The organism is Geothrix rubra, assembly GCF_030268065.1.
Classification (GTDB): domain Bacteria; phylum Acidobacteriota; class Holophagae; order Holophagales; family Holophagaceae; genus Geothrix; species Geothrix rubra.
In genome coordinates, this window is record NZ_BSDD01000002.1 from 206,010 (window position 1) to 229,424 (window position 23,415).

General features: G+C 71.2%; 24 protein-coding genes and 1 tRNA gene. 17 read left to right on the plus strand and 8 right to left on the minus strand.

The genetic code is table 11. The features are described from left to right. The first annotated feature begins 7 nt into the window (after positions 1-7). The 7 genes from QSJ33_RS05680 to QSJ33_RS05710 are packed head-to-tail and all read left to right on the plus strand — an operon-like array spanning position 8 to position 6,743. Complete coding sequence (locus QSJ33_RS05680) at positions 8-2,269, plus strand: molybdopterin oxidoreductase family protein (protein WP_285723595.1); 2,262 nt, start codon at positions 8-10, stop codon at positions 2,267-2,269. Next, complete coding sequence (locus tag QSJ33_RS05685) at positions 2,269-2,919, plus strand: 4Fe-4S dicluster domain-containing protein (RefSeq protein WP_285723596.1); 651 nt, start codon at positions 2,269-2,271, stop codon at positions 2,917-2,919. Before QSJ33_RS05680 ends, QSJ33_RS05685 begins: the two co-directional genes overlap by 1 nt. Further along, positions 2,919-3,479 (plus strand): QcrA and Rieske domain-containing protein, encoded by a 561-nt coding sequence (locus QSJ33_RS05690; RefSeq protein ID WP_285723597.1) that lies wholly within the window; start codon positions 2,919-2,921, stop codon positions 3,477-3,479. Before QSJ33_RS05685 ends, QSJ33_RS05690 begins: the two co-directional genes overlap by 1 nt. Continuing rightward, positions 3,476-3,697 carry a DUF6755 family protein gene (locus QSJ33_RS05695; protein WP_285723598.1) on the plus strand — a complete coding sequence of 74 codons (222 nt, stop codon included), beginning with the start codon at positions 3,476-3,478 and terminating at the stop codon, positions 3,695-3,697. Before QSJ33_RS05690 ends, QSJ33_RS05695 begins: the two co-directional genes overlap by 4 nt. Positions 3,698-3,714: 17 nt before the next feature. Next, positions 3,715-4,344 carry an HPP family protein gene (locus QSJ33_RS05700; RefSeq protein ID WP_285723599.1) on the plus strand — a complete coding sequence of 210 codons (630 nt, stop codon included), beginning with the start codon at positions 3,715-3,717 and terminating at the stop codon, positions 4,342-4,344. A gap of 32 nt (positions 4,345-4,376) precedes the next feature. Beyond that, positions 4,377-5,594 (plus strand): protoporphyrinogen/coproporphyrinogen oxidase, encoded by a 1,218-nt coding sequence (locus QSJ33_RS05705; protein WP_285723600.1) that lies wholly within the window; start codon positions 4,377-4,379, stop codon positions 5,592-5,594. 9 nt (positions 5,595-5,603) lie between these two features. Further along, positions 5,604-6,743, plus strand: a complete 1,140-nt coding sequence (locus QSJ33_RS05710) for a molybdopterin molybdotransferase MoeA (protein WP_285723601.1) — start codon at positions 5,604-5,606, stop codon at positions 6,741-6,743. A gap of 84 nt (positions 6,744-6,827) precedes the next feature. Here QSJ33_RS05710 and QSJ33_RS05715 read toward each other — a convergent pair whose 3' ends face one another. From QSJ33_RS05715 to QSJ33_RS05735, 5 genes are all read right to left on the minus strand, one after another. Then, positions 6,828-7,502 carry a Crp/Fnr family transcriptional regulator gene (locus QSJ33_RS05715; protein WP_285723602.1) on the minus strand — a complete coding sequence of 225 codons (675 nt, stop codon included), beginning with the start codon at positions 7,500-7,502 and terminating at the stop codon, positions 6,828-6,830. A gap of 200 nt (positions 7,503-7,702) precedes the next feature. Continuing rightward, complete coding sequence (efp, locus tag QSJ33_RS05720) at positions 7,703-8,269, minus strand: elongation factor P (protein ID WP_285723603.1); 567 nt, start codon at positions 8,267-8,269, stop codon at positions 7,703-7,705. A 77-nt stretch (positions 8,270-8,346) separates the two neighbouring features. After that, a tRNA-Val gene (locus tag QSJ33_RS05725) sits at positions 8,347-8,421 on the minus strand. Positions 8,422-8,476: 55 nt separating this feature from the next. Beyond that, positions 8,477-9,691 (minus strand): pyridoxal phosphate-dependent aminotransferase, encoded by a 1,215-nt coding sequence (locus tag QSJ33_RS05730; RefSeq protein WP_285723604.1) that lies wholly within the window; start codon positions 9,689-9,691, stop codon positions 8,477-8,479. Positions 9,692-9,699: 8 nt separating this feature from the next. Next, entirely contained in the window at positions 9,700-10,623 is a 924-nt protein-coding gene (locus tag QSJ33_RS05735) for a LysR family transcriptional regulator (protein ID WP_285723605.1), read from the minus strand. An 80-nt stretch (positions 10,624-10,703) separates the two neighbouring features. Here QSJ33_RS05735 and QSJ33_RS05740 point away from each other — a divergent pair, with 80 nt between their 5' ends. Together QSJ33_RS05740 and QSJ33_RS05745 are read left to right on the plus strand one after the other, a co-directional pair. Then, positions 10,704-11,690 carry a YeiH family protein gene (locus QSJ33_RS05740; protein ID WP_285723606.1) on the plus strand — a complete coding sequence of 329 codons (987 nt, stop codon included), beginning with the start codon at positions 10,704-10,706 and terminating at the stop codon, positions 11,688-11,690. A gap of 20 nt (positions 11,691-11,710) precedes the next feature. After that, positions 11,711-12,292 carry a gamma carbonic anhydrase family protein gene (locus QSJ33_RS05745; RefSeq protein ID WP_285723607.1) on the plus strand — a complete coding sequence of 194 codons (582 nt, stop codon included), beginning with the start codon at positions 11,711-11,713 and terminating at the stop codon, positions 12,290-12,292. A 7-nt stretch (positions 12,293-12,299) separates the two neighbouring features. On the opposite strand, the gene QSJ33_RS05750 is transcribed toward QSJ33_RS05745, so the two are convergent. After that, the gene (locus tag QSJ33_RS05750) at positions 12,300-13,022 is read right to left on the minus strand and encodes a hypothetical protein (protein WP_285723608.1); all 723 of its coding nucleotides are present in this window, start codon (positions 13,020-13,022) and stop codon (positions 12,300-12,302) included. Positions 13,023-13,125: 103 nt separating this feature from the next. Between QSJ33_RS05750 and QSJ33_RS05755 the strand changes: the two genes are divergently transcribed. The 7 genes from QSJ33_RS05755 (at position 13,126) to QSJ33_RS05785 (ending at position 18,321) form a co-directional block, all read left to right on the plus strand. Then, complete coding sequence (locus QSJ33_RS05755; protein WP_285723609.1) at positions 13,126-14,199, plus strand: hypothetical protein; 1,074 nt, start codon at positions 13,126-13,128, stop codon at positions 14,197-14,199. 128 nt (positions 14,200-14,327) lie between these two features. Further along, positions 14,328-14,762 (plus strand): 50S ribosomal protein L13, encoded by a 435-nt coding sequence (rplM, locus tag QSJ33_RS05760; RefSeq protein WP_285723610.1) that lies wholly within the window; start codon positions 14,328-14,330, stop codon positions 14,760-14,762. A gap of 13 nt (positions 14,763-14,775) precedes the next feature. Further along, entirely contained in the window at positions 14,776-15,168 is a 393-nt protein-coding gene (rpsI, locus tag QSJ33_RS05765; RefSeq protein WP_285723611.1) for a 30S ribosomal protein S9, read from the plus strand. 158 nt (positions 15,169-15,326) lie between these two features. Beyond that, complete coding sequence (gene rpsB / locus QSJ33_RS05770) at positions 15,327-16,079, plus strand: 30S ribosomal protein S2 (protein ID WP_285723612.1); 753 nt, start codon at positions 15,327-15,329, stop codon at positions 16,077-16,079. A 103-nt stretch (positions 16,080-16,182) separates the two neighbouring features. Next, a complete protein-coding gene (tsf, locus tag QSJ33_RS05775) occupies positions 16,183-16,833 on the plus strand; it encodes a translation elongation factor Ts (RefSeq protein WP_285723613.1) in 651 nt (216 codons plus the stop codon). Positions 16,834-16,920: 87 nt separating this feature from the next. Further along, on the plus strand, positions 16,921-17,625 hold the full coding sequence (gene pyrH / locus QSJ33_RS05780; RefSeq protein WP_285723614.1) for a UMP kinase: 705 nt from the start codon (positions 16,921-16,923) through the stop codon (positions 17,623-17,625). A 63-nt stretch (positions 17,626-17,688) separates the two neighbouring features. Further along, a complete protein-coding gene (locus tag QSJ33_RS05785; protein WP_285723615.1) occupies positions 17,689-18,321 on the plus strand; it encodes a TlpA family protein disulfide reductase in 633 nt (210 codons plus the stop codon). Between the two features lie 6 nt (positions 18,322-18,327). Here the strand turns inward: QSJ33_RS05785 and QSJ33_RS05790 are convergent, their stop codons facing one another. Further along, positions 18,328-20,775 (minus strand): ATP-binding protein, encoded by a 2,448-nt coding sequence (locus QSJ33_RS05790; protein WP_285723616.1) that lies wholly within the window; start codon positions 20,773-20,775, stop codon positions 18,328-18,330. A 129-nt stretch (positions 20,776-20,904) separates the two neighbouring features. Here QSJ33_RS05790 and QSJ33_RS05795 point away from each other — a divergent pair, with 129 nt between their 5' ends. Then, entirely contained in the window at positions 20,905-22,242 is a 1,338-nt protein-coding gene (locus QSJ33_RS05795) for an FAD-binding oxidoreductase (RefSeq protein WP_285723617.1), read from the plus strand. Positions 22,243-22,263: 21 nt separating this feature from the next. On the opposite strand, the gene QSJ33_RS05800 is transcribed toward QSJ33_RS05795, so the two are convergent. Further along, positions 22,264-23,409: an HD domain-containing phosphohydrolase gene (locus tag QSJ33_RS05800; protein ID WP_285723618.1), complete on the minus strand. Its 1,146-nt coding sequence runs from the start codon at positions 23,407-23,409 to the stop codon at positions 22,264-22,266. Positions 23,410-23,415: the final 6 nt, after the last annotated feature.

Genomic DNA, 23,415 nt, shown 5'->3' on the forward strand with positions numbered 1-23,415 from the left:
GCCCGCCATGGCCACCCTGCCCCAGACCCCCGACCAGCTGCGCACGGCCTTCGGCCCCCACCTGAACCTCGCCCCGCCGGACGGCTGGGACGCGGACCCCGTGCCCGACCGCCTGGTGGAGACCCACTGCTGCTTCTGCGGCCAGCAGTGCGGCATCAAGCTCAAGGTGAAGGACAACCGTGTCATCGGCTTCGATCCCTGGGAGGAGTTCCCCTTCAACAAGGGCAAGCTCTGCCCCAAGGGCGTGAAGCGCTACCTCCAGGGCAACCACCCGGACCGCCTCACGAAGGCCCTGATGCGCACGCCGGAGGGCTTCCGCGAGGCCGACTGGGAGACGGCCATGGCCCACACCGTGGCCAAGATCCAGGAGATCCAGGGCAAATACGGGAAGGACGCCTTCGCCGTGCTGTCGGGCGTCTCCCTCACCAACGAGAAGAGCTACCACGTGGGCAAGTTCGCCCGCCTGGGCCTCCAGACGAAGAACCTCGACTACAACGGCCGCCTCTGCATGGTGAGCGCCGGTGCGGGCAACAAGAAGGCCTTCGGCCTGGACCGCGCCGCCAACAGCTGGGAGGACATCGAAGGTGCCGAGGTGATCTGGGTGGCGGGCTCGAACGTGGCCGAGTGCTCGCCCATCACCACCGACTACATCTGGCGGGCCCGGGACCGGGGCGCGAAGCTCATCGTCGTCGATCCCCGCATCACGCCCCTGGCCCGCACCGCCGACCTGGTGCTGCCCCTGAAGCCCGGCAGCGACTCGGCCCTCACCAACGGCATCCTGCACCTGCTGGACACGTGGAACCTCATCGACCGTGCCTTCATTGAAAACCACACTCAAGGTTTCGAGGAAACCTTGAGTGCCGTGAAGGACTGCACCCCGGAGTGGACGAGCCGCATGACGGGCCTGCCCGTGGCGGCCATCGAGAAGGCCGCGCGCATGTGGGGCGAGGCCCGGACCAGCTTCCTCCTCCATGCCCGGGGCATCGAGCACCAGAGCAAGGGCGTGGAGAACGTGCTGGGCTGCATCAACCTGGTGCTGGCCACGGGCCGGATCGGGAAGCCGAACTGCGGCTACGGCACCATCACGGGCCAGGGCAACGGCCAGGGCGGCCGCGAGCACGGCCACAAGTGCGACCAGCTGCCGGGCAACCGCGACATCGAGAACCCCGAGCACCGGAAGTACATCTGCGACGTGTGGGGCTGCACGGACGAGGAGCTCCCGCGCAAGGGCCAGAGCGCCCAGGAGATCATGAACGCCATCCACGCCGGCGAGATCAAGGGCCTCCTTCTGCTCTGCTTCAACCCCGTGGTGAGCCTGCCGGACAACCAGTTCACGGCCGAGGCCCTCTCGAAGCTCGAGTTCTTCGTCTGCCTGGACTTCTTCGCCTCGGAGTCGGCCCAGTACGCGGATGTCATCCTGCCCTCGGCCCTGCACGAGGAGGACGAGGGCACCAGCACCTCCGCCGAGGGCCGCGTCATCAAGATCAACAAGGCCGTGGACCCGCCCGGTGACGCCCGGCCCGACTGGGTGATCCTCAACGAGATCGCCCACCGCCTGGGGCGCGGGAAGTACTTCGACCACTTCACGTCGCCCGAGGCCATCTTCAACGAGCTGCGGGTGGCTTCGAAGGGCGGCACCGCGGACTACTACGGCATCACCTACGAGAAGATCGAGCGGCAGATGGGGGTCTTCTGGCCCTGTCCCAGCCTGGACCATCCCGGTACGCCGCGCCTCTTCGAAGGCGGAAGGTTCGCCCACCCCGACGGGAAGGCCCGCTTCGTCCCCACGCCCTGGCGGCCGCCCATGGAGGTGGTGGACGCGGACTACCCCGTGTGGCTCACCTCCGGCCGCGTGGTCTTCCACTACCTCTCCGGCACCCAGACCCGGCGCATCGGCTGGCTGGTGGAGCAGTGCCCGAACCCCTACCTGGAGATCCATCCGAAACTGGCCGAACGCTATGGACTGAAGGACGGCGATGCCGTGGAGATCACCAGCCGCCGCGGCAGCCTGGTGCTGCCCGCGAAGGTGGTGATGACCATCCGGCCCGACACGGTCTTCATCCCCTACCACTGGCCGGGCAACCTCGGCGCCAACCGCCTCACGGCCCGACACCTGGATCCGGTGAGCAAGATCCCCGAGTTCAAGGTGAGCGCCTGCCGCCTCCAGAAGACCACGCCGGACCGCATCCCCGCCGAGCTGCGCGAGCTCCAGCGCATGGCCTTCGAGGCCCGCACCAACCAGGCCGCCCTTCCCCAGCGGGTGTTCTGATGGCCCCGGAATCCTACGGCATCCACCCGGAACCCATCCTGGCGGCCCCTGGGACGGAGCTGCCCCTCACCAACTTCGATGAATGGGGCTTCTTTATCGACCCCAACCGCTGCATCGGCTGCCGGAGCTGCGTGGCGGCCTGCGCGGAGTGCGGCACCCACAAGGGCCGGCCCATGATCCACCTGGACGAGATGGACCGGCTCCACTCGCCCCAGACGGCCCCCACGGTGTGCATGCACTGCGAGGATCCCATCTGCGCCCAGGTCTGCCCCGCCGACGCCATCAAGCGCAGCGAGGACGGCGTGGTGCACGCCAGCCAGAAGCCCCGCTGCATCGGCTGCCAGAACTGCGAGCTGAGCTGCCCCTTCGGCGTGCCCATCGTCTTCAGCGGCCTGGAGCAGATGCTCAAGTGCGACCTCTGCTACGACCGCACCTCCGAGGGCCTGAAGCCCATGTGCGCCACCGTGTGCCCCAGCCAGGCCCTGCTCTACGCCCCCAAGGCCGAGATCAGCCGGATGCGCACCGCCCAGCCCGTGCGCGAGTTCCTCGTGGGCAGCCTGGTGGTGAAGACCAAGAACGCCCTCATGGTGCCGGACCCCGAGGCGCCCCTCTTCCTGGACGCCGCGCTGCTCATCGAAGGAGACCTGTGATGGCCCTCTGGCGACGTTCCTTCCCCGTGGACCTGGCGGACGAGGGCCGGTTCTCCCGGCGGGAGTTCGCGCGCTTCCTGGCCCTGGTCTCCGCGGGCTTCACGGCCGGCCTGGGCTACCTGTGGCTGCGGAAGAAGCCCCTGGAAGGTGCGCCGGAACCTCGGGGCCAGAACGAGGTGCCGGTGGCCCTGGGCCTCGCCGCGGACCTCCGCCCCGGCCAGAGCCGCCTCTTCACCTTCCGGGATGCCCAGGACCGCTGCATCCTCCTGCGCACCCCCATGGGCGAGCTCCGGGCCTTCCGGCAGACCTGCACCCACCTGGGCTGCGCCGTGCGGTTCCGGAACGACCGGCTGGAGTGTCCCTGCCACGAGGGCTTCTTCGAGGTGGAACGCGGCTTCCCCATCCAGGGCCCGCCCACCCGGCCCCTCTCGGGTATCGCCCTGGAGCTGCGCTCCGACGGCACCCTCTGGGCCGTGGGCGACCTGCCCAAGCCCACGGACCTCCCCGCCCGGGCGGGCGCCGCCTGTCCCCGCATCCTCCCGAAGGAGGTGGAGGCATGAGCCGTCCCCACCGCAGCCACCTGTCTGACGCAGCCCTGGTGGTGGCGCTGCTCATCCTCGGCATCCAGGTCTATCTGTTCGAGACGGTCCTCCAGTCCGTCCTGGACGGCCAGCGGGCCCTGCTGCCCGGCGCCTTCGCCGCGTCCCTGGTCCTGACGGCCATCGCCCTCCTCCTCGCCTTCAAGGTCCCCCGCATCGATCAGGGTCCGAAGCACTGATCCCACCTGGAGCCTCCATGACGACCCCGACTCCCGACCGACCGCCGGCCCTCGAGCTCCTGGAACCCCAGGTCACCCGCGGCCTCCTGGCCCGCTTCCGCCTCACCACCCTGCTGGGCCGGTTCCCGGAACGCCAGCTCTGGTCGGCCTTCATGTTCATCAACGGCCTGATCTCCATCGGCCTGCTGGCGGGCTTGGCCATGCTCACCCGCTCCCCCTTCGTCTTCCCCTCCCTGGGGCCCACCGCCTTCCTGTTCTTCTTCACGCCCACCCTGCCGACGGCCAGCCCGCGGCACACCATCTACGGCCACATCATCGGCATCGTCTGCGGGTACGGCGCCCTCTGGCTGATGGGCCTCCAGCACGCCCCGCCGGCCATGGTCATGGGGGTGACGCCTGCCCGCATCGGCGCCGCCGCGCTGTCCCTGGCCGCCACCGGCGCCCTCATGATCCTCTTCAAGGCCGCCCACCCGCCCGCGGGGGCCACGACCCTCATCATCTCGCTGGGCATCATCACCAAGCCCCTGTCGCTCGCCATCATGCTGCTGGCCGTGGCCCTGCTCACGGTCCAGGCCATCGTCATCAACCGCCTGGCCGGCATCGACTACCCGCTCTGGGCGAAGCGCGTGGCGCCCGGCAAGGGCTGATCGTCCCCGGCCGGTCCCGGCCACAATCGGGCATGGCATCCCGTGCTTCCCAGGCCTCCCCGTCCCTGCCCACGCTGGTCCTCGGTGGGGGCATGGCCGGGTTGCTGGCGGCCTGGCACCTGCGGCGGCGGGGGGAGCCGGTGGATGTGTGGGAGGCCGGGGACACCCCCGGCGGCTGGGCGCGCACGGTGGCCTGGGAAGGTGGCTTCGCGGAGCTGGGGCCCCAGAGCCTCCCCTGGCGTCCGGGCGATGCCGCCGACCGTCTCCTCCACGCCCTGGACCTGCCCTTCGAGGAAGTCCCCCGCCGGCCCCGCTGGGCGGCCCTGGGCGGCCGCCTCGTCCCCGTGCCGGCCCACGGCGGTGCCTTCCTGGCCTCCCCCCTCCTGAGCCCCGCAGGGCGTCTCCGCCTCCTCGCCGGGCTGCTGTGGCCGGCCCGTGCCCGGGAAGACGAGCACCTGGCCGCGTGGACCCGCCGGTGCTTCGGCCGCGAGGCGGCCGAGCGCCTGCTGCCCCTGGCGGCCCGGGGCCTCTTCGCCGCCGAGGCGGAGGACCTGGACGCGGAGGCGCTGGCCCGTCCCCGCACGCGGCAGGCGCGGCTGCCCGGGGGCATGGGCAGCCTCCCGTCGGCCCTCGCGAGGGGGCTGGAGCTCCGCACCGGACTCCGGGCCCGGCGGCTCGAGCCGATCCCCGGCGGCTGGCGCGTGTCGGGCGACGGCCACGAAACGGCCGCGGCCCGGGTGGTCCTGGCCCTGCCCGCCTTCGAGGCGGCGGAGTTGCTGGCGCCCTCCGCCCCGGAGGCTGCGGCCGCCCTGCGGGAGATCCCCTACGCCTCCGTCGAGGGCTGGCATTCCCTTCACACGAGCGTGGAGCTCCTGGCAAGGGGCCACGGCTTCCTCGTGCATCCCCGGGAGGGCAGCGACCTCCTGGGCTGCACCGTGGTCCACGATGGGGGCCCCGGCCTGCACCTCCGCAGCTTCCTGCCCCTGGGGACACGGACCTGGTCCGCCGTGGATGCGGCCCTGCGGCGCTGGGTGCCGGACCTGCCGGAGGCCCGGGCCGTCCTGCGCATGGCGGCCCCCCGGGCCCTGGCCGCCCCCCCGCCGGGCCAGCGGGCGCGGCTGGCCCGCATCCTGGGCGGCCTCCCCCCGGGCCTGGACTGGGTGGCCGCGGCCCGCTTCGGCCAGGGCCTGGGCCCGCTCCTGGCCGGCGTCGCGACCTGGGTCACGGAGCCGCACCCTCCCGGGGAGTAGCATCGGGGCATGGCCATGAGCTGCGACCACCCGGACCTGCTGCCCCTCGAGGAGGCGCTGCGCCGCCTCTGGGAGGCCCTGCCCGCGCCGGCCACGGCCGAGGTCCGCGCGGACCGGGACGACCCCGCCGCCGACCGTGCCGCCATGGACGGCGTGGCGCTGCGTTCCGCCGATGGCCGCGCCCCGCGCCGCATCCTGGGCACCCTTTTCGCAGGAGAGGACCCTGCCGCCTTCCGCGTGGCGACCGGCACCTGCGTGCGCATCATGACCGGCGCGGCCCTGCCTCCGGGGGCGGACGCCATCGTGCCCGTGGAGCAGCTCTCCGAGGCGGAGGGGGCGGCCCTGGTCCAGGTGGATCCCAAGTCCGGCGACCACGTGCGCCCCCGGGGCGAGCAGGCCCGGGCGGGCGGCCTGCTCCTGCCCGCGGGCGCACCCCTCACGGCCGCGGCCGCGGGCCTGCGCGCCCAGGTGGGCCTGCCGGTGGCCGCCCCGGTGCGTCTCCGCGTGGACGTAGCCTCCACCGGCGACGAACTGGTGGCCGATCCCGCACCCCACCAGATCCGCGACTCGAACGGCCCCATGCTGGCGGCCCTGGCCCACGCCCTCGGCGCGGAGGTGCGCCGACGCCCCTCGCTGCCGGACGATCCCGAGGCCCTGGCCAAGGCCCTGCAGGCGCCGGACGGCGCCCCCATCCTGCTCACCTCCGGCGGCGTGAGCATGGGCGAGCACGACCACCTGCCCTCCGTGCTGGCGGACCTCGGCGCCACAATCCTCTTCCACCGCATCCGCCTCAAGCCCGGGAAACCCATGCTGGCGGCCCTGCTGGGCGACCGTCTGGTCCTCGGCCTGCCGGGGAACCCGGTCTCGGCCTACCTCAACGCGATGCTCTTCCTGCCCGTGGCCCTGGCGCGGCTGCAGGGCCTTCGCCCGCCGGACCCCTGGCGGACCGCGACGCTCGCGGCCCGGGTGAAGAACAAGGGCGACCGCCCGCTGCTGCACCCCTGCCGCCTGCGGGACGGCGAGCTCCATCCGCTGCCCAGCAAGGGCTCCGGCGACCTCGTCACCCTCGCCCAGGCCGACGCCTGCGCCTGGATCGAGCCCGGCGGCCTGGAGGCCGGCGCGAAGGTGCGCTGCCTGCCGGTGGTGTAGCCCCGCTCCAAATCGCCTGCGGCGATTTGGAGGTAGAAAAATTCTTCCCCTAGCTCCAAAACGCGACGCGTTTTGGAGCCGGGCTCAGCCCTTCGCGTACCGCTGCAGCTTGCCCAGGTCCAGGATGCGCACCACGGGGAAGGTGCTCTGGATGAGGCCCAGGTCCGTGAGCAGGCGCAGGGCGCGGCTGAAGGCCTCGCGGCTGGCGCCGATGCACTGGGCCAGGTCCTCCTGCGTCTCCTGGAACTCCACGATGGAGCGGGTGGGGTTGGCCTCATGGGCCTCGATGAGCAGCTGCGCCACGCGCTCGGGCACGCTGTGCAGGCTCAGGGTCTCCACGAGGGTGACGAGGTGGCGCACCTTGGCGGCGAAGTGCTGGATGAGCATCTCCGCCACCTCGGGATGGCGGTGGACCACCTGCCGCAGCGGCGCCGAGGGAATGAGCCAGCACTCGGTCTCGCCGTGGGACTCGGCACTGGAGGCGATGGGGACGCCGTCGAAGACCGGCACCTCGCCCACGCAGTCCCCGACCTTGAGGAACTGCAGGACCTGCACCCGGCCCCGGCCGTCCGTCCGGAAGACCTTCAGGCCCCCCTTCACCACCACGTACACGCCGGGGATCTGGTCACCCTGGGTGTAGACGCGGGCGCCGTCGGGGAAGCGGCGCATCTCGGCGATGCCGGCCAGCTCCTCGGCCGCCGCCATGGGCAGACCCGCCAGGAACTCGATCCTTCTGAGATTGAGGACTGCTTGAGGCATGGGACTCCAGGACGCGACAGGAACCAACAGGAAAGTTATCGCACAAAACCGCCCCGCCTGTGACCCCTGTCACGCAGAGGATGTCGAGGTAATGAATATCCGCACGGATTTGCAACAATTCCGATTCCGGCGGCTTGCAATAAAAACGGCCCCGATGGCAAAAGCCAATCGGGGCCGGGGTTCCGGAATCCGGAGGGCGGCTACTTCACCCGCTCCATGAAGGTGCGGTCGACCGTGTTCACACGGATCCGCTGCCCCGCCTCCATGTAGGGGGGCACCCCCACGGTGATGCCGTTGCTGAGCTTGGCGGGCTTGTAGGAGCCGGTGGCGTTGGCGTTCTTCATGACGGGATCGGTCTCCATGATCTCCAGCACGACGGAGGCCGGCAGGGTCGCGCTCATGGGCTGGCCTTCGTAGAACTCGATCTCGAGCTGCATGTTGGGCTCGAGGAAGACCAGGTCGTCGCCCAGGATCTCCTTGCTCACCTCCATCTGCTCGTAGGTCTCGTTGTTCATGAAGACGAGGTGGTCGCCGTCCTCGTAGAGGTACTCGAGCATGTGCTGCTCGAGGCTGGCCTTGTCCACCTTGTCGGCGCTGCCGAAGCGGTTCTCGCGGTTGATGCCGTCCTTCAGCCGCTTCATCTTCACCACCACGCGGGCCGGCAGGTTGCCGGGCGTCTGGTGCTCGACGCTGATGACGCGGCAGAGCTCGTTCTCGAAATTGACGATCATCCCGGCACGGACCTGGGTGGCATTGATGAAGGGCATGGAGGCTCCGAAGGGAGGTGGGGCGGATCCGGATCTCAGTTCAAAAACCCCTCGCCGGGACCCCGGCGAGGGGTTTTTGGTGGGCGTACCAGGATTCGAACCTGGGACTTCTACCGTGTGAAGGTAGCACTCTACCGCTGAGTTATACGCCCGCGGTCGTTCAGATTACCCCAAGCCCGTCCTGATTCCAAGGGCGAACTCCCGGGCTCAGGGGGCCAGCGCCTTCCGCAGCGCCCGGGCGAAGCGGGGCGCGTCCGCGGCCCGCAATCCGCAGATCCCCACCCGCAGGCCCCAGGGCATGGGCACGCTGAAGGCGCCGTCGGCCTTCATGCGGTCGCAGGTGCCGAAGGGATCGGGCACCGCCAGCGTCACGAAGAAGCCCCCCTGCCAGGGCGCGCCCGCCAGACCTTCGGCGCGGAGGGCGCCATCCAGGGCCAGGGCGCGGGATTCGAGCACCTCGGACCAGTGGCGATGTTCGGCGGCGAGATGGGCCTGGGCCTTGCCCTCCCGCATGAGGTGCAGGAGCAGCGACTGGGGCGCCCGGGGACAGGTGGACCAGAGCCCGCGGCAGGCCATGGCCAGCGCGGCCTGCAGGTCCGCGTCCCGGGACCAGGGGAAGGCGAGGGCCCCGGACCGCGCGCCGTAGAGCGTGAAGGCCTTGGAGAGCGAGAGCGAGGCCCCCACCAGCACCGCGCCCGCCTCGCCCAGGGCCGCGTAGTCCGCCAGGGCCGCGGCCACCTCGGCGGGCTCGCGGGTGTAGTCCTGGTAGGCGAGGTCCAGCAGCAGGGTCACGGGGCCGCGTCCCGCCAGCTCCGTCAGGAGCGCCGCCAGGCCCGCCCGGTCGGCGGCCGTCAGGCTGCGGCCCGTGGGGTTGTGGCAGGGGTCGTTCAGCCACACCAGCAGGCGGCCCTGGGCGGCCAGCAGCGCCTCCGCCTCCCGCCGCCACGCCGCCAGATCCAGGGGCTGGCCGGCCCCGGGCCAGGGGGCCGTGGCCAGGCGCAGGCCCGCCTCCGAGGCCAGGGTGCCGTAGGGTCCCCAGAAGGGCGCCGCGGTGAGCAGGGCCTGGCCCGGCTCCAGGAAGGTGCGCAGGGACACGGCCAGGGCCCCGCTGCCACCAGGCGTGGCGCAGGCCGGGCCGGCCTCCCGGAGCATCGGCCAGTGCCGCTGCACCAGGGCCCGCAGGTAGGCCGGATCCCCGGCGATGGGCGCGTAGGGGGCCACTTCCAGGGCCGCGAGGCCCCGCCAGAGGTCCATGACGGATTCCAGCACCACCAGCTGGCCGCTGTCGTCCAGCAGGGCCCCCACGGTGGCGTCCACCACCGGCTTGCCCGCCGCTGCGCGGGCCACGGCCTCCGCATGCAGGGCGAAGATGGGATCGTCGGCGGGCAGGCCGCGGCGGGAGGGGATGAGGTGGTCGGACATGCCCCAGGTTAGCGTCCCGGGGCCGTCGTCAGGATCGGCGGATGGGCAAGGGCGTGGCGCAGGAAGGCCCCGGCCTGGCCCGGGGCGCCGCCGCCCGCCTGGGCCCAGGAGAAGATCCTGGGGATGCCCAGGTCCGGCAGGGGGATGACCTCCACCAGGCCGTGGCGCACCTCCCGCTGGATGCTCCAGCGGGACAGGAACCCGATGCCGAGCCCCAGCAGCACGCAGGACTTGATGGATTCCGTATCCCCCACCACCAGATCCGAGCCGCGGGGGGCCCGCACCACGCGGGCCTTCCGCAACGCCCGTTCCACCACCGCGCGGGTGCCGGACCCCGGCTCGCGCCAGATGAGGGGCACGCCCCCCAGGTCCCCGGCGCTCCGCACGGCCGCCAGGGGCTTCGGGGCGCGGACCGCGCGGACGGGCACCAGCTCGTCCTTCAGGTAGGGGTCCAGGGCCAGCCCGGGCGCCCGCGTGAGGCCCTCCACCAGGGCCAGGGACGTCCGGCCCTCGCGCACCCACTGGAGCACCTCCTCGGTGTTCCCCACCTCCAGCACCAGGGGGGCCGGCCGGTGGTCCGCGAGGAAGCCGCGGAGCAGGGGCGGCAGGATGTAGGCCGCGGCGGTGGTGCTGGCGCCCAGCCGCAGCTCGCCGCCCAGCCGGCCCTCGCCCAGCACCCGCTCGCCCGCCTCCTCCAGCAGGCCGCGGATCCGCTTGGCGTAGTCGAGCAGCAGCCGCCCGGCCTCCGTCAGCTCCACCCCCGAGGCGTGGCGCGTGAAGAGGGGCCGGCCCGCCTCCGCCTCCAGCTGGCGGATCTGGGCGGTCACGGCGGGCTGGGACAGGTTCAGGCTGCGGGCCGCGCCCGAAACCTGGCCCAGCTGGGCCACCACGCGGAAGGTCTCCAGCCGCCGGGGATCGAGCTCGGACACCATCCGCCCTCCATTTGTTTTTCTGATATTACATCCGGTAATACGATTCGTTTTCCAAATGGTTCCTGCCGATGCTGGATGCCATGAGCGAAGCTGCCCTCCCCTCCCGCCCCGCCTCCAGCCTGGCCACGCCCCTCCTGATCCTCGGAGCGGTGCTCGCCCTGGCCCCCTTCACCTCCGCCGCCGTGGCCCTCCTGGGGGGCGCCGCCATCGCCCTCGTGTTCGGGAACCCCTTCCAGGGCCAGACCCGCACCTGGACCCACCGGCTGCTGCCCCTGGCCGTGGTGGGCCTGGGCGCCGGCATGGACCTGCGCACCGTCGCCCGGGCCGGGCTCCACGGCATCGGGATCACGGCCATGAGCCTCGCCGTGGTGATCCTCCTGGGCCTCTGGCTGGCCCGGGTCCTCAAGGTGGACCGCGACGCGGGCCTCCTCATCGCCGTGGGCACGGCCATCTGCGGCGGCAGCGCCATCGCCGCCGTGGCGCCCGTCATGCGGGCCCGGGCCCACCAGGTCTCGGTGGCCCTGGCCACGGTCTTCCTGCTGAACGCCGTCGCCCTCATCCTCTTCCCGCCCATCGGCCACTACTTCCACCTGGGGCAGTCGCCCTTCGGCCTCTGGGCCGCCCTCGCCATCCACGACACCAGCTCCGTGGTGGGGGCCGGCCTCGCCTACGGCAAGCAGGCCCTGGAGGTGGCCACCACCGTGAAGCTGGCCCGGGCCCTCTGGATCGTGCCCGTCACCATGGGCATCGGGATGATCCACGCCCGGAACAACAAGGAAGTCGCCGCGGACGCCCCGCCCGTGAAGAAGCCCTGGTTCATCGCCGGCTTCCTGGCCATGGCGGCCCTCGTGACCTGGGTGCCCGCGCTGCACGGCGCCGGCCACCTGGTGGCCCTCGCGGCCAACCGGGCCCTGGTGCTCACCCTCTTCCTCATCGGCGCCGGCCTCAGCCGCGAGGCCATCCGCACCGTGGGCATCCGCCCCTTCCTCCAGGGCCTCATCCTCTGGCTGATCGTGGCCTCCCTCGGGCTCACCCTCGTGAAGACCGGGATCCTCACCGTGGGCTAGACTGGGCGGCCGAGGCCCCCATGATCCGCCCCTTCCAAGGCATGGTCCCCCGCCTGGGATCCCGCGTGTTCGTCCCCGACAGCGCGCTGGTCCTGGGCGATGTCGAGATCGGCGATGACGCCAGCATCTGGTTCAACTGCGTCATCCGCGGCGACGTGAACTGGGTGCGCATCGGGGCCCGGACGAACATCCAGGATGCCTGCTGTCTCCATGTCACCAACGCGAAGCGGCCCCTGCTCATCGAGGAGCAGGTGAGCATCGCCCACAACGTGATGCTGCACGGCTGCACCATCCGGCGGAACGCCCTCATCGGCATGAGCACCACGATCATGGACGGGGCGGAGATCGGCGAGGGCTGCCTCGTGGCCGCCGGCAGCCTCGTGCGCGAGGGCTTCGCGGCCCCGCCCCACACCCTGGTGGCCGGCTGGCCCGCCACCGTGAAGCGCGAGCTCACGCCGGAGCAGCGGGAGCTCACGGAGAGCGTGTGGCAGCGGTACGTGCGCTACAAGGAGGCCTACTTCCGCGACGGCTGGCCCGTGGCCGAGGCCCCGGCCATCCCCGACCCCCAGCCCGGGTTCGCCGGGGGGCACCCCTTCCCCTGACCTCCCCTCACTGGGGCGGCGCAGGGGCCTCGCCGGGATTCCGGAGCACCTGCCAGCCCTCCTCCGTGGTCTGGACATGCTCCTGGGTGCGGGTGATGACCTCGGCCTCCAGGGCCTTCTCCCCGCCGGTCCCCGGGTAGGCGACCCTCAGCTTCACGGAGTAGGTGGTCACGCCCCCCGCCTCCTCCTGTCCCGGGAACAGGCAGATGACGCCCGGGCCCGCCTCCGGCGCAGCCTGCAGGGCCGGGGCCTTGGGATCGTAGGGATTCCGGAGGACGGCCAGCCCGGGGTCCGCCACCAGCCCGCGAATGATGGCTTCCGCCTCCAGGGGCTGGCCCGGGGTCCTGGCCTGGGCGTCCAGCACGAGGGCCTCGGCCTTCTGCTGCACCTGCCGGAAGTTGACCTGCAGGGCCATCTCCCGCGCCCGGGCGCGCTGGCCCAGGAGCGCGGGGATCGCGATGGCGCTCACGATGCCGGCCACGGGCAGGAGGAGGACCGGCAGCACGAGCCCGAGGATGCCGGTGACGAGCCCGGTGGCCGGCACCGGCGCGTAGGACTCGGGCTGGGCCCGGGCCAGGCGCTTGGCCTTCCCGTGCTGCACGAGGGCCACGATGCCCAGCACCACGGCGACGGGGATCCCCACGCAGGTGAGGGCGAAGACGATGGCGAGGATGCCGCAGACCTTGGCGGCCTTGGCGCCGGGGGCCGGCATCAGCGGGGAAGCGGACATGGGTGTCTCCGATGGGATTCCCCCAGCATTCCAGCCCGGGAGGGTTCCGCCAAGGGCAACTCCCCTCCCCAGGGGTTCCCTGCGCCGTTACACTCTCCGGATCATGTCCCCCCTGCTGCTCCTCCGCGTCCACGCCGACCTGCGCCTCGGGCTGGGCCATGTGGCCCGGGCCCTGGCCCTGCAGGAAGCCTGGCGCGCCCTGGGGGGCCAGGCCTGCCTCGCCGTCTCCGGCGACGAGCGCGCGCGCCGCGTGGGCGGCGGGCGCCATCCCTTCCTGGACCAGCCCCTGCCCTGCGAGACCCTGGATCTCGGCGAGGATCCGCACGCGCCGCTGCCGACGGACCTGCGGGACCGCGCCGCCGTGGTGCTGGTGGACCAGTGGGACACCTCGACCGCCTTCCTCCAGGCCCTGCGCCCCCTCAAGGTAGCCGTGATGGAGGACGACACGGACGCCCACGAGACTGCGGACCTGCTGTTCCAGCCCTACCTGGAGGGCGTGACCTGGCCGGACCATCCCGTGAAGGTGGTGGATGGCTGCAAGGTCCGCCCCTACGAGACCCGGTCCGGCGCCTGCCGGGTGGTGCGGGGCTCGGCCTTCATCGTGGTGGACCGCACCGCCCTGGAACTCCGGCCCAAGCGCATGCCCATGCAGCCGCTCGCCGTCCACAGGCTGCTCGTCACCTTCGGCGGCAGCGACGGGCCGAACCTCGCCCAGCGCGCGTTCGACCTGCTGGCGCGGCTGGCCGCCGAGGACCGCTGGCGGGGCACCTGCACCCTGCTCGCCCCCAACGGCATCGAGGGCGACCCCTTCCCCGGCTGCACGGTGGTCCGCAGCCTGCCGAACCTCACCCGGCGCATTCCCGACTTCGACGCGCTCTGGTGCGCGGCCGGGGTCACCCTCGCCGAGGCCCTCTGCATGGGCGTGCCCGCCGCGGTCTGGGGCCAGAACGAGCGGCAGCACGCCATCCTGGCGGACCTGGCCCTGGCCAACGGCTGCTTCGACCTGGGCGTGGGGACCGAGGCGGATCCGGCCGCCACGGCGGAGGCCCTGGCCGGATGGCTGGGCCCCGAGGGGCAGGACAACCGGCAGGAGCAGGTCCGCGACGGCATGGCCCTCGTGGACGGCCTGGGCGCGTCCCGCGTGGCCCAGGAGCTCTGGCGGCTGGCCCAGGCCTGACCCCCGGTCCGGGAAGGCGGAAATCCTTCCTTGACCCTCCGGAACGCCAGCGATAAGCTTTCCCTTCTGCGGACTCGCCGCCCTGCGCGTGGTGTCCCCGCGGCCCGATCAAGATTCCGGAGCAGGCCATGAGCACTTACTTCCCGAAAGCCAGCGATCTGAACCGCCAGTGGTTCCTGGTGGATGCCAGCGGCATCCCCGTGGGCCGCCTGAGCAGCGCCGTGGCCGAGGTCCTGTCCGGGAAGAACAAGCCCACCTGGACGCCCTTCCTCGACACCGGCGACCACGTGATCGTCATCAACGCCTCCAAGGCCGTCCTCACCGGCAAGAAGGGCACCCAGAAGATGTACCGCCGCACCACCACCCAGCCCGGCTCCATGGTGGAGACCCGCGCCGAGGTGATGCAGGCTACCTACCCCGAGCGGATCATCGAGAGCGCCGTCAAGGGCATGCTGCCCAAGGGCCCCCTCGGCCGCGCGATGTACCGCAAGCTGAAGGTCTACGCCGGCTCCGACCACGAGCACAGCGCCCAGCAGCCCCAGATCCTGACCATCCAGAAGTAGAGCAGAGGACTCCATGGCCACGACCCAGAACTACGGAACCGGCCGCCGCAAGAGTGCTGCGGCGCGCGCCTTCCTGCGTCCCGGCAGCGGCAAGATCACTGTCAACGGCCGCACGCTGGAGCACTACTTCCCCAACGCCGTGCTCCGCATGATGGTGCACCAGCCCCTGGTCCTGGCCGACCTCGACGGCAAGTTCGACATGATCATCACCGTGACCGGCGGCGGCCCCGCCGGCCAGGCCTCGGCCATCCGCATGGGCATCTCCCGCGCCCTGCTGGGCTACAACGAGCAGCTGAAGTCCCTCCTGCGCGGCGCCGGTCTCCTGACCCGCGACCCCCGCATGAAGGAGCGCAAGAAGCCCGGTCAGAAGGCCGCGCGGCGCCGGTTCCAGTTCAGCAAGCGCTAGTCCGTTTCTCTGGAAGGGGGATCCTCGGGTCCCCCTTCCGCTTTTCCGGTCCGACCCGAACCAGGGCGGACGAATCGGGCGGAGGGATCCAACCCACCGCCTCCATCCCACCCGCGGCGCCCTTCACTCGCATGCGCCGCTTGACCAGGGAGGCCAGCATGGCTGCCATCCAGATGAAGGAACTCCTCGAGGCCGGCGCCCACTTCGGGCACCAGACCAAGCGCTGGAACCCCAAGATGAAGAAGTACATCTTCGGGGCGCGCAACAGCATCTACATCATCGACCTGCAGAAGACCCTGCGCCTCTGGAACCAGGCCGCGAACTTCCTGACCAAGTCGGCCAGCGAGGGGAAGAACTTCCTCTTCGTCGCCACCAAGCCCCAGGCCCAGGACCTCATCGCCGAGCAGGCGGCCCGCTGCGGCGCCTTCTACGTGAACAACCGCTGGCTGGGCGGCATGCTCACCAACTTCGCCACCATCAAGAAGAGCCTCGAGAAGTTCCGGGACATCGAAGCCACCCTGGCCGACCCCGCCCGCACCGCCATGCTCTCCAAGAAGGAGCTGCTCACCCTCAACCGCACGCGGCTGAAGCTTGAGGCCTCCTTCCACGGCATCCGCGACATGCGCGCCCTGCCCGATGTCATCTTCGTCATCGATCCGCACCGCGAGGACATCGCCGTCACCGAGGCCAAGAAGCTCGGCATCAAGGTGGTGGGCATCGTGGACACCAACTGCGATCCGGACATGGTGGACTACGTCATTCCCGCCAACGACGACGCCATCCGCTCCATCCTGCTCTTCTCCGAGCGCGTGGCCGACTCCATCCTCGAGGGCCGCCAGTCCTTCCGCGACAAGGGCGACAGCGACGAGATGAAGAAGATGATGGCCGAAAAAATGGAAGCCGAGGGCTAGTCGCGAGACGCCCTGGAACGCCGCCCCATCCCTTTCAGCCATCGGCGGCCCTGCTGCTGATGGCTGTTTTTCTGAATACCCAGACTGAACCAGGAGAGATCCCATGGCATTCACCGCCAATGACGTGAAGGCGCTGCGCGAGAAAACCGGCCTCGGCATGATGGACTGCAAGAAGGCCCTGGAGGAGAACAACGGCGAGATGGAGGCCGCCATCGAGTGGCTGCGCAAGAAGGGCCTCGCCGCCTCCGCCAAGAAGGCCGACCGCATCGCCGCCGAGGGCATCGTCGAGGCCTACATCCACCCCGGCGGCCGCGTGGGCGTGATCGTCGAGGTGAACTCGGAGACCGACTTCGTGGCCCGCAACGAGGCCTTCCAGCGCATGGTGAAGGAGATCGCCATGCACATCGCCGCCGCGGATCCCGCCCCCCGCTTCGTCACCAAGGACGAGGTCACGCAGGACTTCCTCGACACCGAGAAGCGCATCGCCACCGAGCAGGCCCTGGCGACCGGCAAGCCCCAGAACATCGTCGAGAAGATCGTCGAGGGCAAGATGAACAGCATCTTCAAGGAGGTCTGCCTCCTCGAGCAGCCCTTCATCATGAATCCCGACCTGACCGTCCAGCAGTACCTCAGCCAGAAGACCGCTGAGATCGGCGAGAAGCTCAGCGTCCGCCGCTTCACGAAGTACATCATGGGCGAGGGCCTGGAGAAGCGCAGCGAGAACTTCGCCGCCGAAGTGGCCGCCGCCAAGTAGGATCCTTTCCTGCTACAAAAGGGGCGGCCGTTCCGGCCGCCCCTTTTGTAGGTAGTCCCCTATCCACGAACCCGGCCTGGAGCCCCCATGAAGTTCGCGCGCATCCTCCTGAAGCTCTCCGGCGAGGCCCTGATGGGCGACCAGAAGTACGGCATCGACCCGGCCGTGGTCTCGATGATCGCCGACCAGGTGAAGGAGATCCGTGCCCTGGGCGTGGAAGTGGGTCTCGTCATCGGTGGCGGCAACATCTTCCGCGGCGTGGCCGGCGCCACCCGGGGCATGGACCGCACCACCGCGGACCACATGGGCATGCTGGCCACCATGATCAACGCCCTGGCCCTCCAGGACGCGCTGGAGGCCAAGGGCGTCCACACCCGCACCTTGTCGGGCCTGGAGATGCCCAAGGTGGCCGAGAGCTACATCCGGCGCCGCGCCACGCGCCACCTGGAGAAGGGCCGGGTGGTCATCTTCGGCGCGGGCACCGGCAACCCCTACTTCAGCACGGACACCGCCGCCGCCCTCCGGGCCAACGAGATCAACGCGGAAGTGGTGATGAAGGCCACCAACGTGGATGGCATCTACACCGCGGACCCCAAGAAGGATCCCTCCGCCACCCGGTTCGAGCGCATCGCCTTCCAGGAGGTCCTGGAGAAGGGCCTCAAGGTCATGGACGCCTCCGCCATCGCCCTCTGCATGGAGAACCACCTGCCCATCCTGGTCTTCGACATGAACAAGCCGGGCAACCTGGTCGCCGCAGTGAAGGGCGAGGCCGTGGGCACCCTGGTGTCCTGAGCCGGAGGCTTGCGCGCCGCGTGGGAACCGGGTGGAATGAGTGTAAATCTCCCCGGGTGACCCATGACTCGCCTCTCCATCCTGGCCTCCCTGTGCCTATGCCTGGGCCTCGCCGCCCAGGATGCCCGCTCGTTCAAGGAGCTTTCCCAGGGCGAGCCCGGCTGCCCGAGGGTCGATGACAGTTCCGTGGGCGCCCACCGCCAGACCGGCGCCCGGCCGCTGATGGACGCCGCGAGCGATGAGGTGATCGCCAAGGGCGCCCGGCGTTCGGCCGCGGCCTTCGGGGTGCTGGATATCGACGGGAACCTCCAGACGGTCGGCCAGATGAAGGGAAACATCGTCGCCATCGGCTTCTGGAGCACGCGCTGCGAGCCCTCGATGAAGATGCTGCAGGAGTTCCGGAATTTCCAGCAGCAGGCCTCCGCCAAGGGCATGAAGATCGTCCTGTGGCCCGTCCACTTCGAACACTGGCCCGAAGTGATGGGGTTCCTGCGGGCCAAGAAGCAGTACTTCGACGGGGTCCAGGTGAAGCGGCTGGCCCTCGGGGAGCACGGCCTGAACATCCTCACGGACGAGCTGAACGCCCTGCCGACCGTCTACCTGGTCGACAAGGACGGCAACATCGCGGCGACCTGGTCGGGCTTCCACCAGAACCTCCTCCTGCAGCGGATCAACCGGCTCCTGGTCGAGCGCTGAGCGATCTCACCCCAGGGCCTCCCGCACCTTGGCCAGCAGCTCCCGTGCATTGAAGGGCTTGCGGAGGAAGGGGAGCGCCGTGGCTCCGGGATCCGCCCGCTCCCCGTAGCCGCTCCACAGGACCGCGGGGATGTCCTCACGCAGGGCCCGCATCTCGCGCAGGGCCTCCTCCCCGCCCATCCGCGGCATGGTGAGGTCCAGCAGGACCAGCCGCAGGTTGTCCCGGTGCTCGCGGAAGGCATCCAGCCCCGCGAGGCCGTCCCCGGCCTGCAGGACCGTGAAGCCCGCGCGCGCCAGGGTGTGCTGCACGAAGTCGCGGATGCCCTCCTCGTCGTCCACCACCAGCACCAGGCCCTCCCCGCGCCAGGAGGCTCCCTCGGCGAGGGCGGCGATCGGGCCGGCCGGCTCCGCCCCGCCCTCGCGCACGGGGAAGTAGACCCGGAAGGTGGTCCCCTTTCCGGCGGTGCTGTGGACGCGGACGGCGCCGCCATGCCCGCGCACGATGCCCTGCATGGCCGCCAGGCCGAGGCCCCGGCCGGTGAACTTGGTGGTGAAGAAGGGATCGAAGATCCGGGCCAGCGTTTCCGCATCCATGCCCGATCCCGTGTCCTGCACCTCCACGTACACGAACCGCCCCGGCTTCAGCGTCTCCGAGGCCTGCAGCTCCGCGGCGGCGCGGTCGTCGAGCGTCTCCGCGCCGGAGCGCAGGGTGATGATCCCCAGGGCCTCGCCGATGGCCTCGGACGCGTTCGTCACGAGGTTCATGACCACCTGCTGCATCTGGGCGGTGTCGGCCTCGATGGGGGGGAGATCCGGGGCCAGTTCGAAGCGCAGCTCCACCGATTTGGGAATGGAGACCGCCAGCAGCTGGGTGATCTCCTGCACCACCTGGTTGAGGCTCGTGGCCTGGACGTGGAGTCGCCCGCGGCCGGCGTAGGCGAGCATCTGCCGCACGAGGTCGGAGGCCCGGCGGCAGGTCTCCTCGATGTTGCGCAGGCAGGCCGTGGCCCGCTCCGGGTCGTCCGGGAGCTCCCGCAGGATGCCTGCGTTGCCCTGGATGACCGTCAGCAGGTTGTTGAAGTCGTGGGCCACCCCGCCTGCGAGGAGGCCCAGGCTCTCCAGCTTCTGGGCCTCCAGCAGCTGCCGCTCCATGCCGACCCTGGCCTCGGTGGCCACGACCCGGTCGGTCACGTCGAAGGCCGTGCCCAGGCCCAGGGTGCGCTCCCCCACCTGGACGGTGCCGGCAGTGAAATCGATCCAGCGCGTGGCTCCGTCCCTGGTCAGCAGGCGGAACTCGTAGCGCGGCGGGATGGGCTCGCCCCGGAGCCTCGCGGCCGCGCGCCCCCGGATCCAGTCGCGGTCGAGGGGATGGACCAGCTTCCAGAGGGGCTGCCCGACGATCTCGGCCACCGGGTACCCCGTCATCCTCGCGCCGGTGGCGTTCATGTACTCGATGACATCGGAGAAGGTGAAGATGGCGCAGGAGGCGGTGTCGGCCAGGGAGCGGAAGCGGGCCTCGCTCTCCTGGAGCCGGTGGGCCAGGGCCAGGGAGCGGCGCCTGGACCGCGAGAGCAGCAGGGTCACGACGAAGGCGAGGAGGCTGGCCGCCACCCCGCCGAGGGCCGTCAGGCGGGGCCGGTCCGCGCGGGAGGCCTTCGCCTCCGGCACGAACCCCGCCACCAGTTCCCACCGCCGCCCCCCCACCTTCAGCGGAATGCGCCGCGCCCCCGGGCGCTGGGCCATGGGGAGGCCGCCCTGGGCCACGCAGAGGTCCCGGTCGTAGAGGAGCGATTCCCGGCCGCAGGCGGGATCCGCATAGATCTCCACGTCCAGGCCGGCGATGGGGCTGGCCCCGAACAGGGGGCGGAGCATCTGCGGCGTCTCGGCCACGCAGACCACGGCCCCCTGGAAGGAGGCCCGGCGGGCCCTGGCGTCGTCCGGGGCCGAGAAGTCCCGGAACACGGGCAGGACGAGGGCGATGACGGAGGCGTCGCCGAAGGCCCGGAGCCGTCCGGACACGGCCAGCTCCCCACGGTCCCGCGCGCGGTCCACGGCCGCCCGGAAATCCGGATCGGCCATCAGGCGGCCACCGTCCGGTCCCAGGTCCCGTGCCGCGGCCTCGGGCTCCAGGAGGGGGAGGATCCTCCGGGACTCCTCGAGGCAGGCCCGGGGGCAGTAGCCCATCAGCCGCGTGGCGGGGGAGGTGCGGCCCAGGTCCAGGCTGGCCACGAAGGCCCGCCAGTCCTCCGCCGCCAGCCGGGGGCGGCCGATGGCGAGCCCCTGGGCCCCCCGCAGCAGCCGCGCCTGCTCCTCCACGGCATGCTCCACCCCCTCCCGCGTCTGGGCCAGGGCCCCCTCCAGGCGGGCCCGCTGGTAGGTGGCCTCCTGCTGGGAGATCGTCGACCAGGCCCAGGCCGTGGCCGCCAGTCCCACCCCCAGCACGAGCCAGGGCACCGCCATCCCCAGCGCGCGGCCCAGCGGGGCTCTGCGCCGCGGGGCGGGCGATCCGTGACCGGGGAACATGGGCCCCAGGGTAACCGCAGGGAGGAAATGCCGTCACACTGGAGACGGGAGCCTCACGCCATGGACGCCCTCCGACGCCTGCCCGACGCCACCGTCCTCACCGATCCCGAGGCCATGGAGCCCTTCCGCCACGACGAGTCCCACGTCGTGGGCTGCGCCCCCCTGGCCGTGGTGCGGCCCCGCGGCCCCGCGGCCCTGCGGGAGCTGGTGCGCCTCGCCCGTTCCGAGGGCTTCGGGCTGGTGCCCCGCGGCGCCGGCACCGGCAAGGCCGGCGGCTGCGTCCCCACGGCGCGCACGGTGGTGGTGGATCTGGCCGCGTGGCCCGGAAGCATCCGGGTCTCGCCGCAGGACCTGAGCCTCACGGCCCCCGCCAGCGCCCTCCTGCGCGACGTGAAGGCCACCGCGGCCGAGTCCGGCTTCTTCTATCCCCCGGATCCGAACTCCTGGGAGAGCTGCGCCCTGGGCGGCACCCTGGCCACCAACGCCGGCGGACCCAACGCCTGCAAGTACGGCATGACGCGCCACTGGGTGCTGGGCCTCGAGGCGCTCCTGGCCGACGGCGAGATCCACCGGTTCGGGATCAGCAGCGTGAAGGCCAACACCGGGCCGAGCCTCGCCCAGCTCCTGGTGGGCAGCGAGGGGATCTTCGGCCTCATCCTGGGCGCCACCCTGCGCCTCACGCCCCAGCCCCGGGAATACGCCACCCTGCTCCTGCCCGTGAAGCGGTGGATGGACCTGCTGGACCTGCCGGGCCGGCTCTCCGCCGCGGGGTTCCTGCCGAGCGCCTTCGAGTTCTTCGATCCCGCCGTGCTGGCCGACCTGCGCGCCCACGGCCCCGAGGCCGCGCGCCGCCTGCCCGGCGAGGCCCTGGCCATCCTGGAGTTCGACGAGCGGGGGTGCACCTCCGACGATTTCCTGGGGGCCCTGGCGGACCTGCTGGGCCCGGTGGCGGACGGGCTCGAGATCGCCGCCGACGCCCGCCAGCGCGAGGGCATCTGGGCCGTCCGCCGCGTCACCAGCGCCTTCCTGAAGGAGCGCTACCCGAAGAAGGTGAGCGAGGACATCGTCGTGCCCCGCAGCCGCCTCCGCGAATTCTTCGAGCGCCTGGAGCGCACGGGCATCCCCTCCGTCAGCTATGGCCACCTGGGCGACGGCAACCTGCATGTGAACCTGCTGGCCGCCGGCGAGACCCCGCACGAGGCGCTGGAGGCCCAGCTGGGGACCCTCTTCCGCCTGGCCGTGGAACTGGGCGGCACCCTCAGCGGGGAGCACGGCATCGGCCTGGCGAAGCGCGAAGCCTTCCTCGCCCTCGCCGCGCCCGGCCACATCGAGACCCTGCGCGCCCTCAAGCGGGCCCTGGACCCGGACGGGATCTTCAACCCGGGCAAAGTGATCTGACCCGACCCTCGGAAAGCAGGATCAGCCCTTGGTGTACAGGGGCTCCGCCAGGCCGATGAGCCGCGCGAAGTTCTGGAGCTTCTCCACATGGGAGGGCAGCAGACGGGTCCCCTCCGCCGCCACGAGCATGCCACCACGGGTCCTCACGTCTGCCGCCAGCACGGTGCCGGGCTCCAGATCCTTCACGGCCACGGCTCGCGGGACCGCCGGATCCGGGGCCTGGCCGGAATCAACGAGGAGGACCTCCAGCGCCTGGAGCACCCGCGGGTCGTACCATCCCCTGCGCAGCTTCATCTGCTCCATGGCCACCAGACGGGAGCCCCGCCGTTCCTCGATCTCCTGGAAGTCGTCCAGGGCCCTCAGGATCCGGGCGCCAAGCGGAATGGCTTCGCCCTTCACGTCATCCAGCGGATAACCGGCTCCAGCGTAGCTCTTGTGCTGGTACCTCACGATCTGGGCCACCGATTCCAGACGCGGGATCCGACCCAGGAGCTGGGCTCCGAACTCGGGCACACGCCGCAGGGTGTCGCGTTCTTCCACGGACAAGGGCTCCCCGCTGCGTCCTTTGGCCGCAAGCGCGGAGGGGACCGTGACGAATCCGAGCGGCGCCATCATGGCGGCCACGCCCATCTCCCAGCTTGGCTCCATCCCCAGGGCGGCTGCGATCTGCACCGCCCGTTGGCGGATGATCTCGGCCCGGCCGAAGGCATGCGGGTCCACGACGGAAAGGATCTCCGTGAGCACCTTCAGGCTTCCCGTGAGGGTCTGGTCCAGCAGTTCGCGCTCCGCATGCTCCAGCTGGTGCTGGCGCAGGGCCGCCGTGAGCATGGCCGCAAGGTCCTCCGGGGAACAGGGCTTGGTGAGGAACCGGAACACCCGGCCTTGATTGATGGCCTCGATGGCGGTCCGCTGATCCTGGTTGCCCGTGAGCATGAGCCGGATCGCCCCGGGCCAGCCCTCGCGGACTTTCTGGAGCAGTTCCACGCCATTCATGCCGGGCATCTGCATGTCGGCCACCACCACGGCGTAGGGGCCGTGATGTTCCATGGCCTGGAGGGCCTGTGGCGCTCCCAGGGCCACATCCAGGTCGAAGGCCTTGCGGAGGACCCGGTGGTAGCCGGCCAGGACGTTCTCATCGTCGTCGACGAGCAGGATTCTCGAACTCACGGATTC

What these genes read in the sequence shown, in the direction of transcription:
- QSJ33_RS05680 (WP_285723595.1), top strand. Translation starts at nt 8, where the DNA reads ATGGCCACCCTGCCCCAGACCCCCGACCAGCTGCGCACGGCCTTCGGC.
- QSJ33_RS05685 (WP_285723596.1), top strand. Translation starts at nt 2,269, where the DNA reads ATGGCCCCGGAATCCTACGGCATCCACCCGGAACCCATCCTGGCGGCC.
- QSJ33_RS05690 (WP_285723597.1), top strand. Translation starts at nt 2,919, where the DNA reads ATGGCCCTCTGGCGACGTTCCTTCCCCGTGGACCTGGCGGACGAGGGC.
- QSJ33_RS05695 (WP_285723598.1), top strand. Translation starts at nt 3,476, where the DNA reads ATGAGCCGTCCCCACCGCAGCCACCTGTCTGACGCAGCCCTGGTGGTG.
- QSJ33_RS05700 (WP_285723599.1), top strand. Translation starts at nt 3,715, where the DNA reads ATGACGACCCCGACTCCCGACCGACCGCCGGCCCTCGAGCTCCTGGAA.
- QSJ33_RS05705 (WP_285723600.1), top strand. Translation starts at nt 4,377, where the DNA reads ATGGCATCCCGTGCTTCCCAGGCCTCCCCGTCCCTGCCCACGCTGGTC.
- QSJ33_RS05710 (WP_285723601.1), top strand. Translation starts at nt 5,604, where the DNA reads ATGGCCATGAGCTGCGACCACCCGGACCTGCTGCCCCTCGAGGAGGCG.
- QSJ33_RS05715 (WP_285723602.1), bottom strand. Translation starts at nt 7,502, where the DNA reads ATGCCTCAAGCAGTCCTCAATCTCAGAAGGATCGAGTTCCTGGCGGGT.
- efp (WP_285723603.1), bottom strand. Translation starts at nt 8,269, where the DNA reads ATGCCCTTCATCAATGCCACCCAGGTCCGTGCCGGGATGATCGTCAAT.
- QSJ33_RS05730 (WP_285723604.1), bottom strand. Translation starts at nt 9,691, where the DNA reads ATGTCCGACCACCTCATCCCCTCCCGCCGCGGCCTGCCCGCCGACGAT.
- QSJ33_RS05735 (WP_285723605.1), bottom strand. Translation starts at nt 10,623, where the DNA reads ATGGTGTCCGAGCTCGATCCCCGGCGGCTGGAGACCTTCCGCGTGGTG.
- QSJ33_RS05740 (WP_285723606.1), top strand. Translation starts at nt 10,704, where the DNA reads ATGAGCGAAGCTGCCCTCCCCTCCCGCCCCGCCTCCAGCCTGGCCACG.
- QSJ33_RS05745 (WP_285723607.1), top strand. Translation starts at nt 11,711, where the DNA reads ATGATCCGCCCCTTCCAAGGCATGGTCCCCCGCCTGGGATCCCGCGTG.
- QSJ33_RS05750 (WP_285723608.1), bottom strand. Translation starts at nt 13,022, where the DNA reads ATGTCCGCTTCCCCGCTGATGCCGGCCCCCGGCGCCAAGGCCGCCAAG.
- QSJ33_RS05755 (WP_285723609.1), top strand. Translation starts at nt 13,126, where the DNA reads ATGTCCCCCCTGCTGCTCCTCCGCGTCCACGCCGACCTGCGCCTCGGG.
- rplM (WP_285723610.1), top strand. Translation starts at nt 14,328, where the DNA reads ATGAGCACTTACTTCCCGAAAGCCAGCGATCTGAACCGCCAGTGGTTC.
- rpsI (WP_285723611.1), top strand. Translation starts at nt 14,776, where the DNA reads ATGGCCACGACCCAGAACTACGGAACCGGCCGCCGCAAGAGTGCTGCG.
- rpsB (WP_285723612.1), top strand. Translation starts at nt 15,327, where the DNA reads ATGGCTGCCATCCAGATGAAGGAACTCCTCGAGGCCGGCGCCCACTTC.
- tsf (WP_285723613.1), top strand. Translation starts at nt 16,183, where the DNA reads ATGGCATTCACCGCCAATGACGTGAAGGCGCTGCGCGAGAAAACCGGC.
- pyrH (WP_285723614.1), top strand. Translation starts at nt 16,921, where the DNA reads ATGAAGTTCGCGCGCATCCTCCTGAAGCTCTCCGGCGAGGCCCTGATG.
- QSJ33_RS05785 (WP_285723615.1), top strand. Translation starts at nt 17,689, where the DNA reads ATGACTCGCCTCTCCATCCTGGCCTCCCTGTGCCTATGCCTGGGCCTC.
- QSJ33_RS05795 (WP_285723617.1), top strand. Translation starts at nt 20,905, where the DNA reads ATGGACGCCCTCCGACGCCTGCCCGACGCCACCGTCCTCACCGATCCC.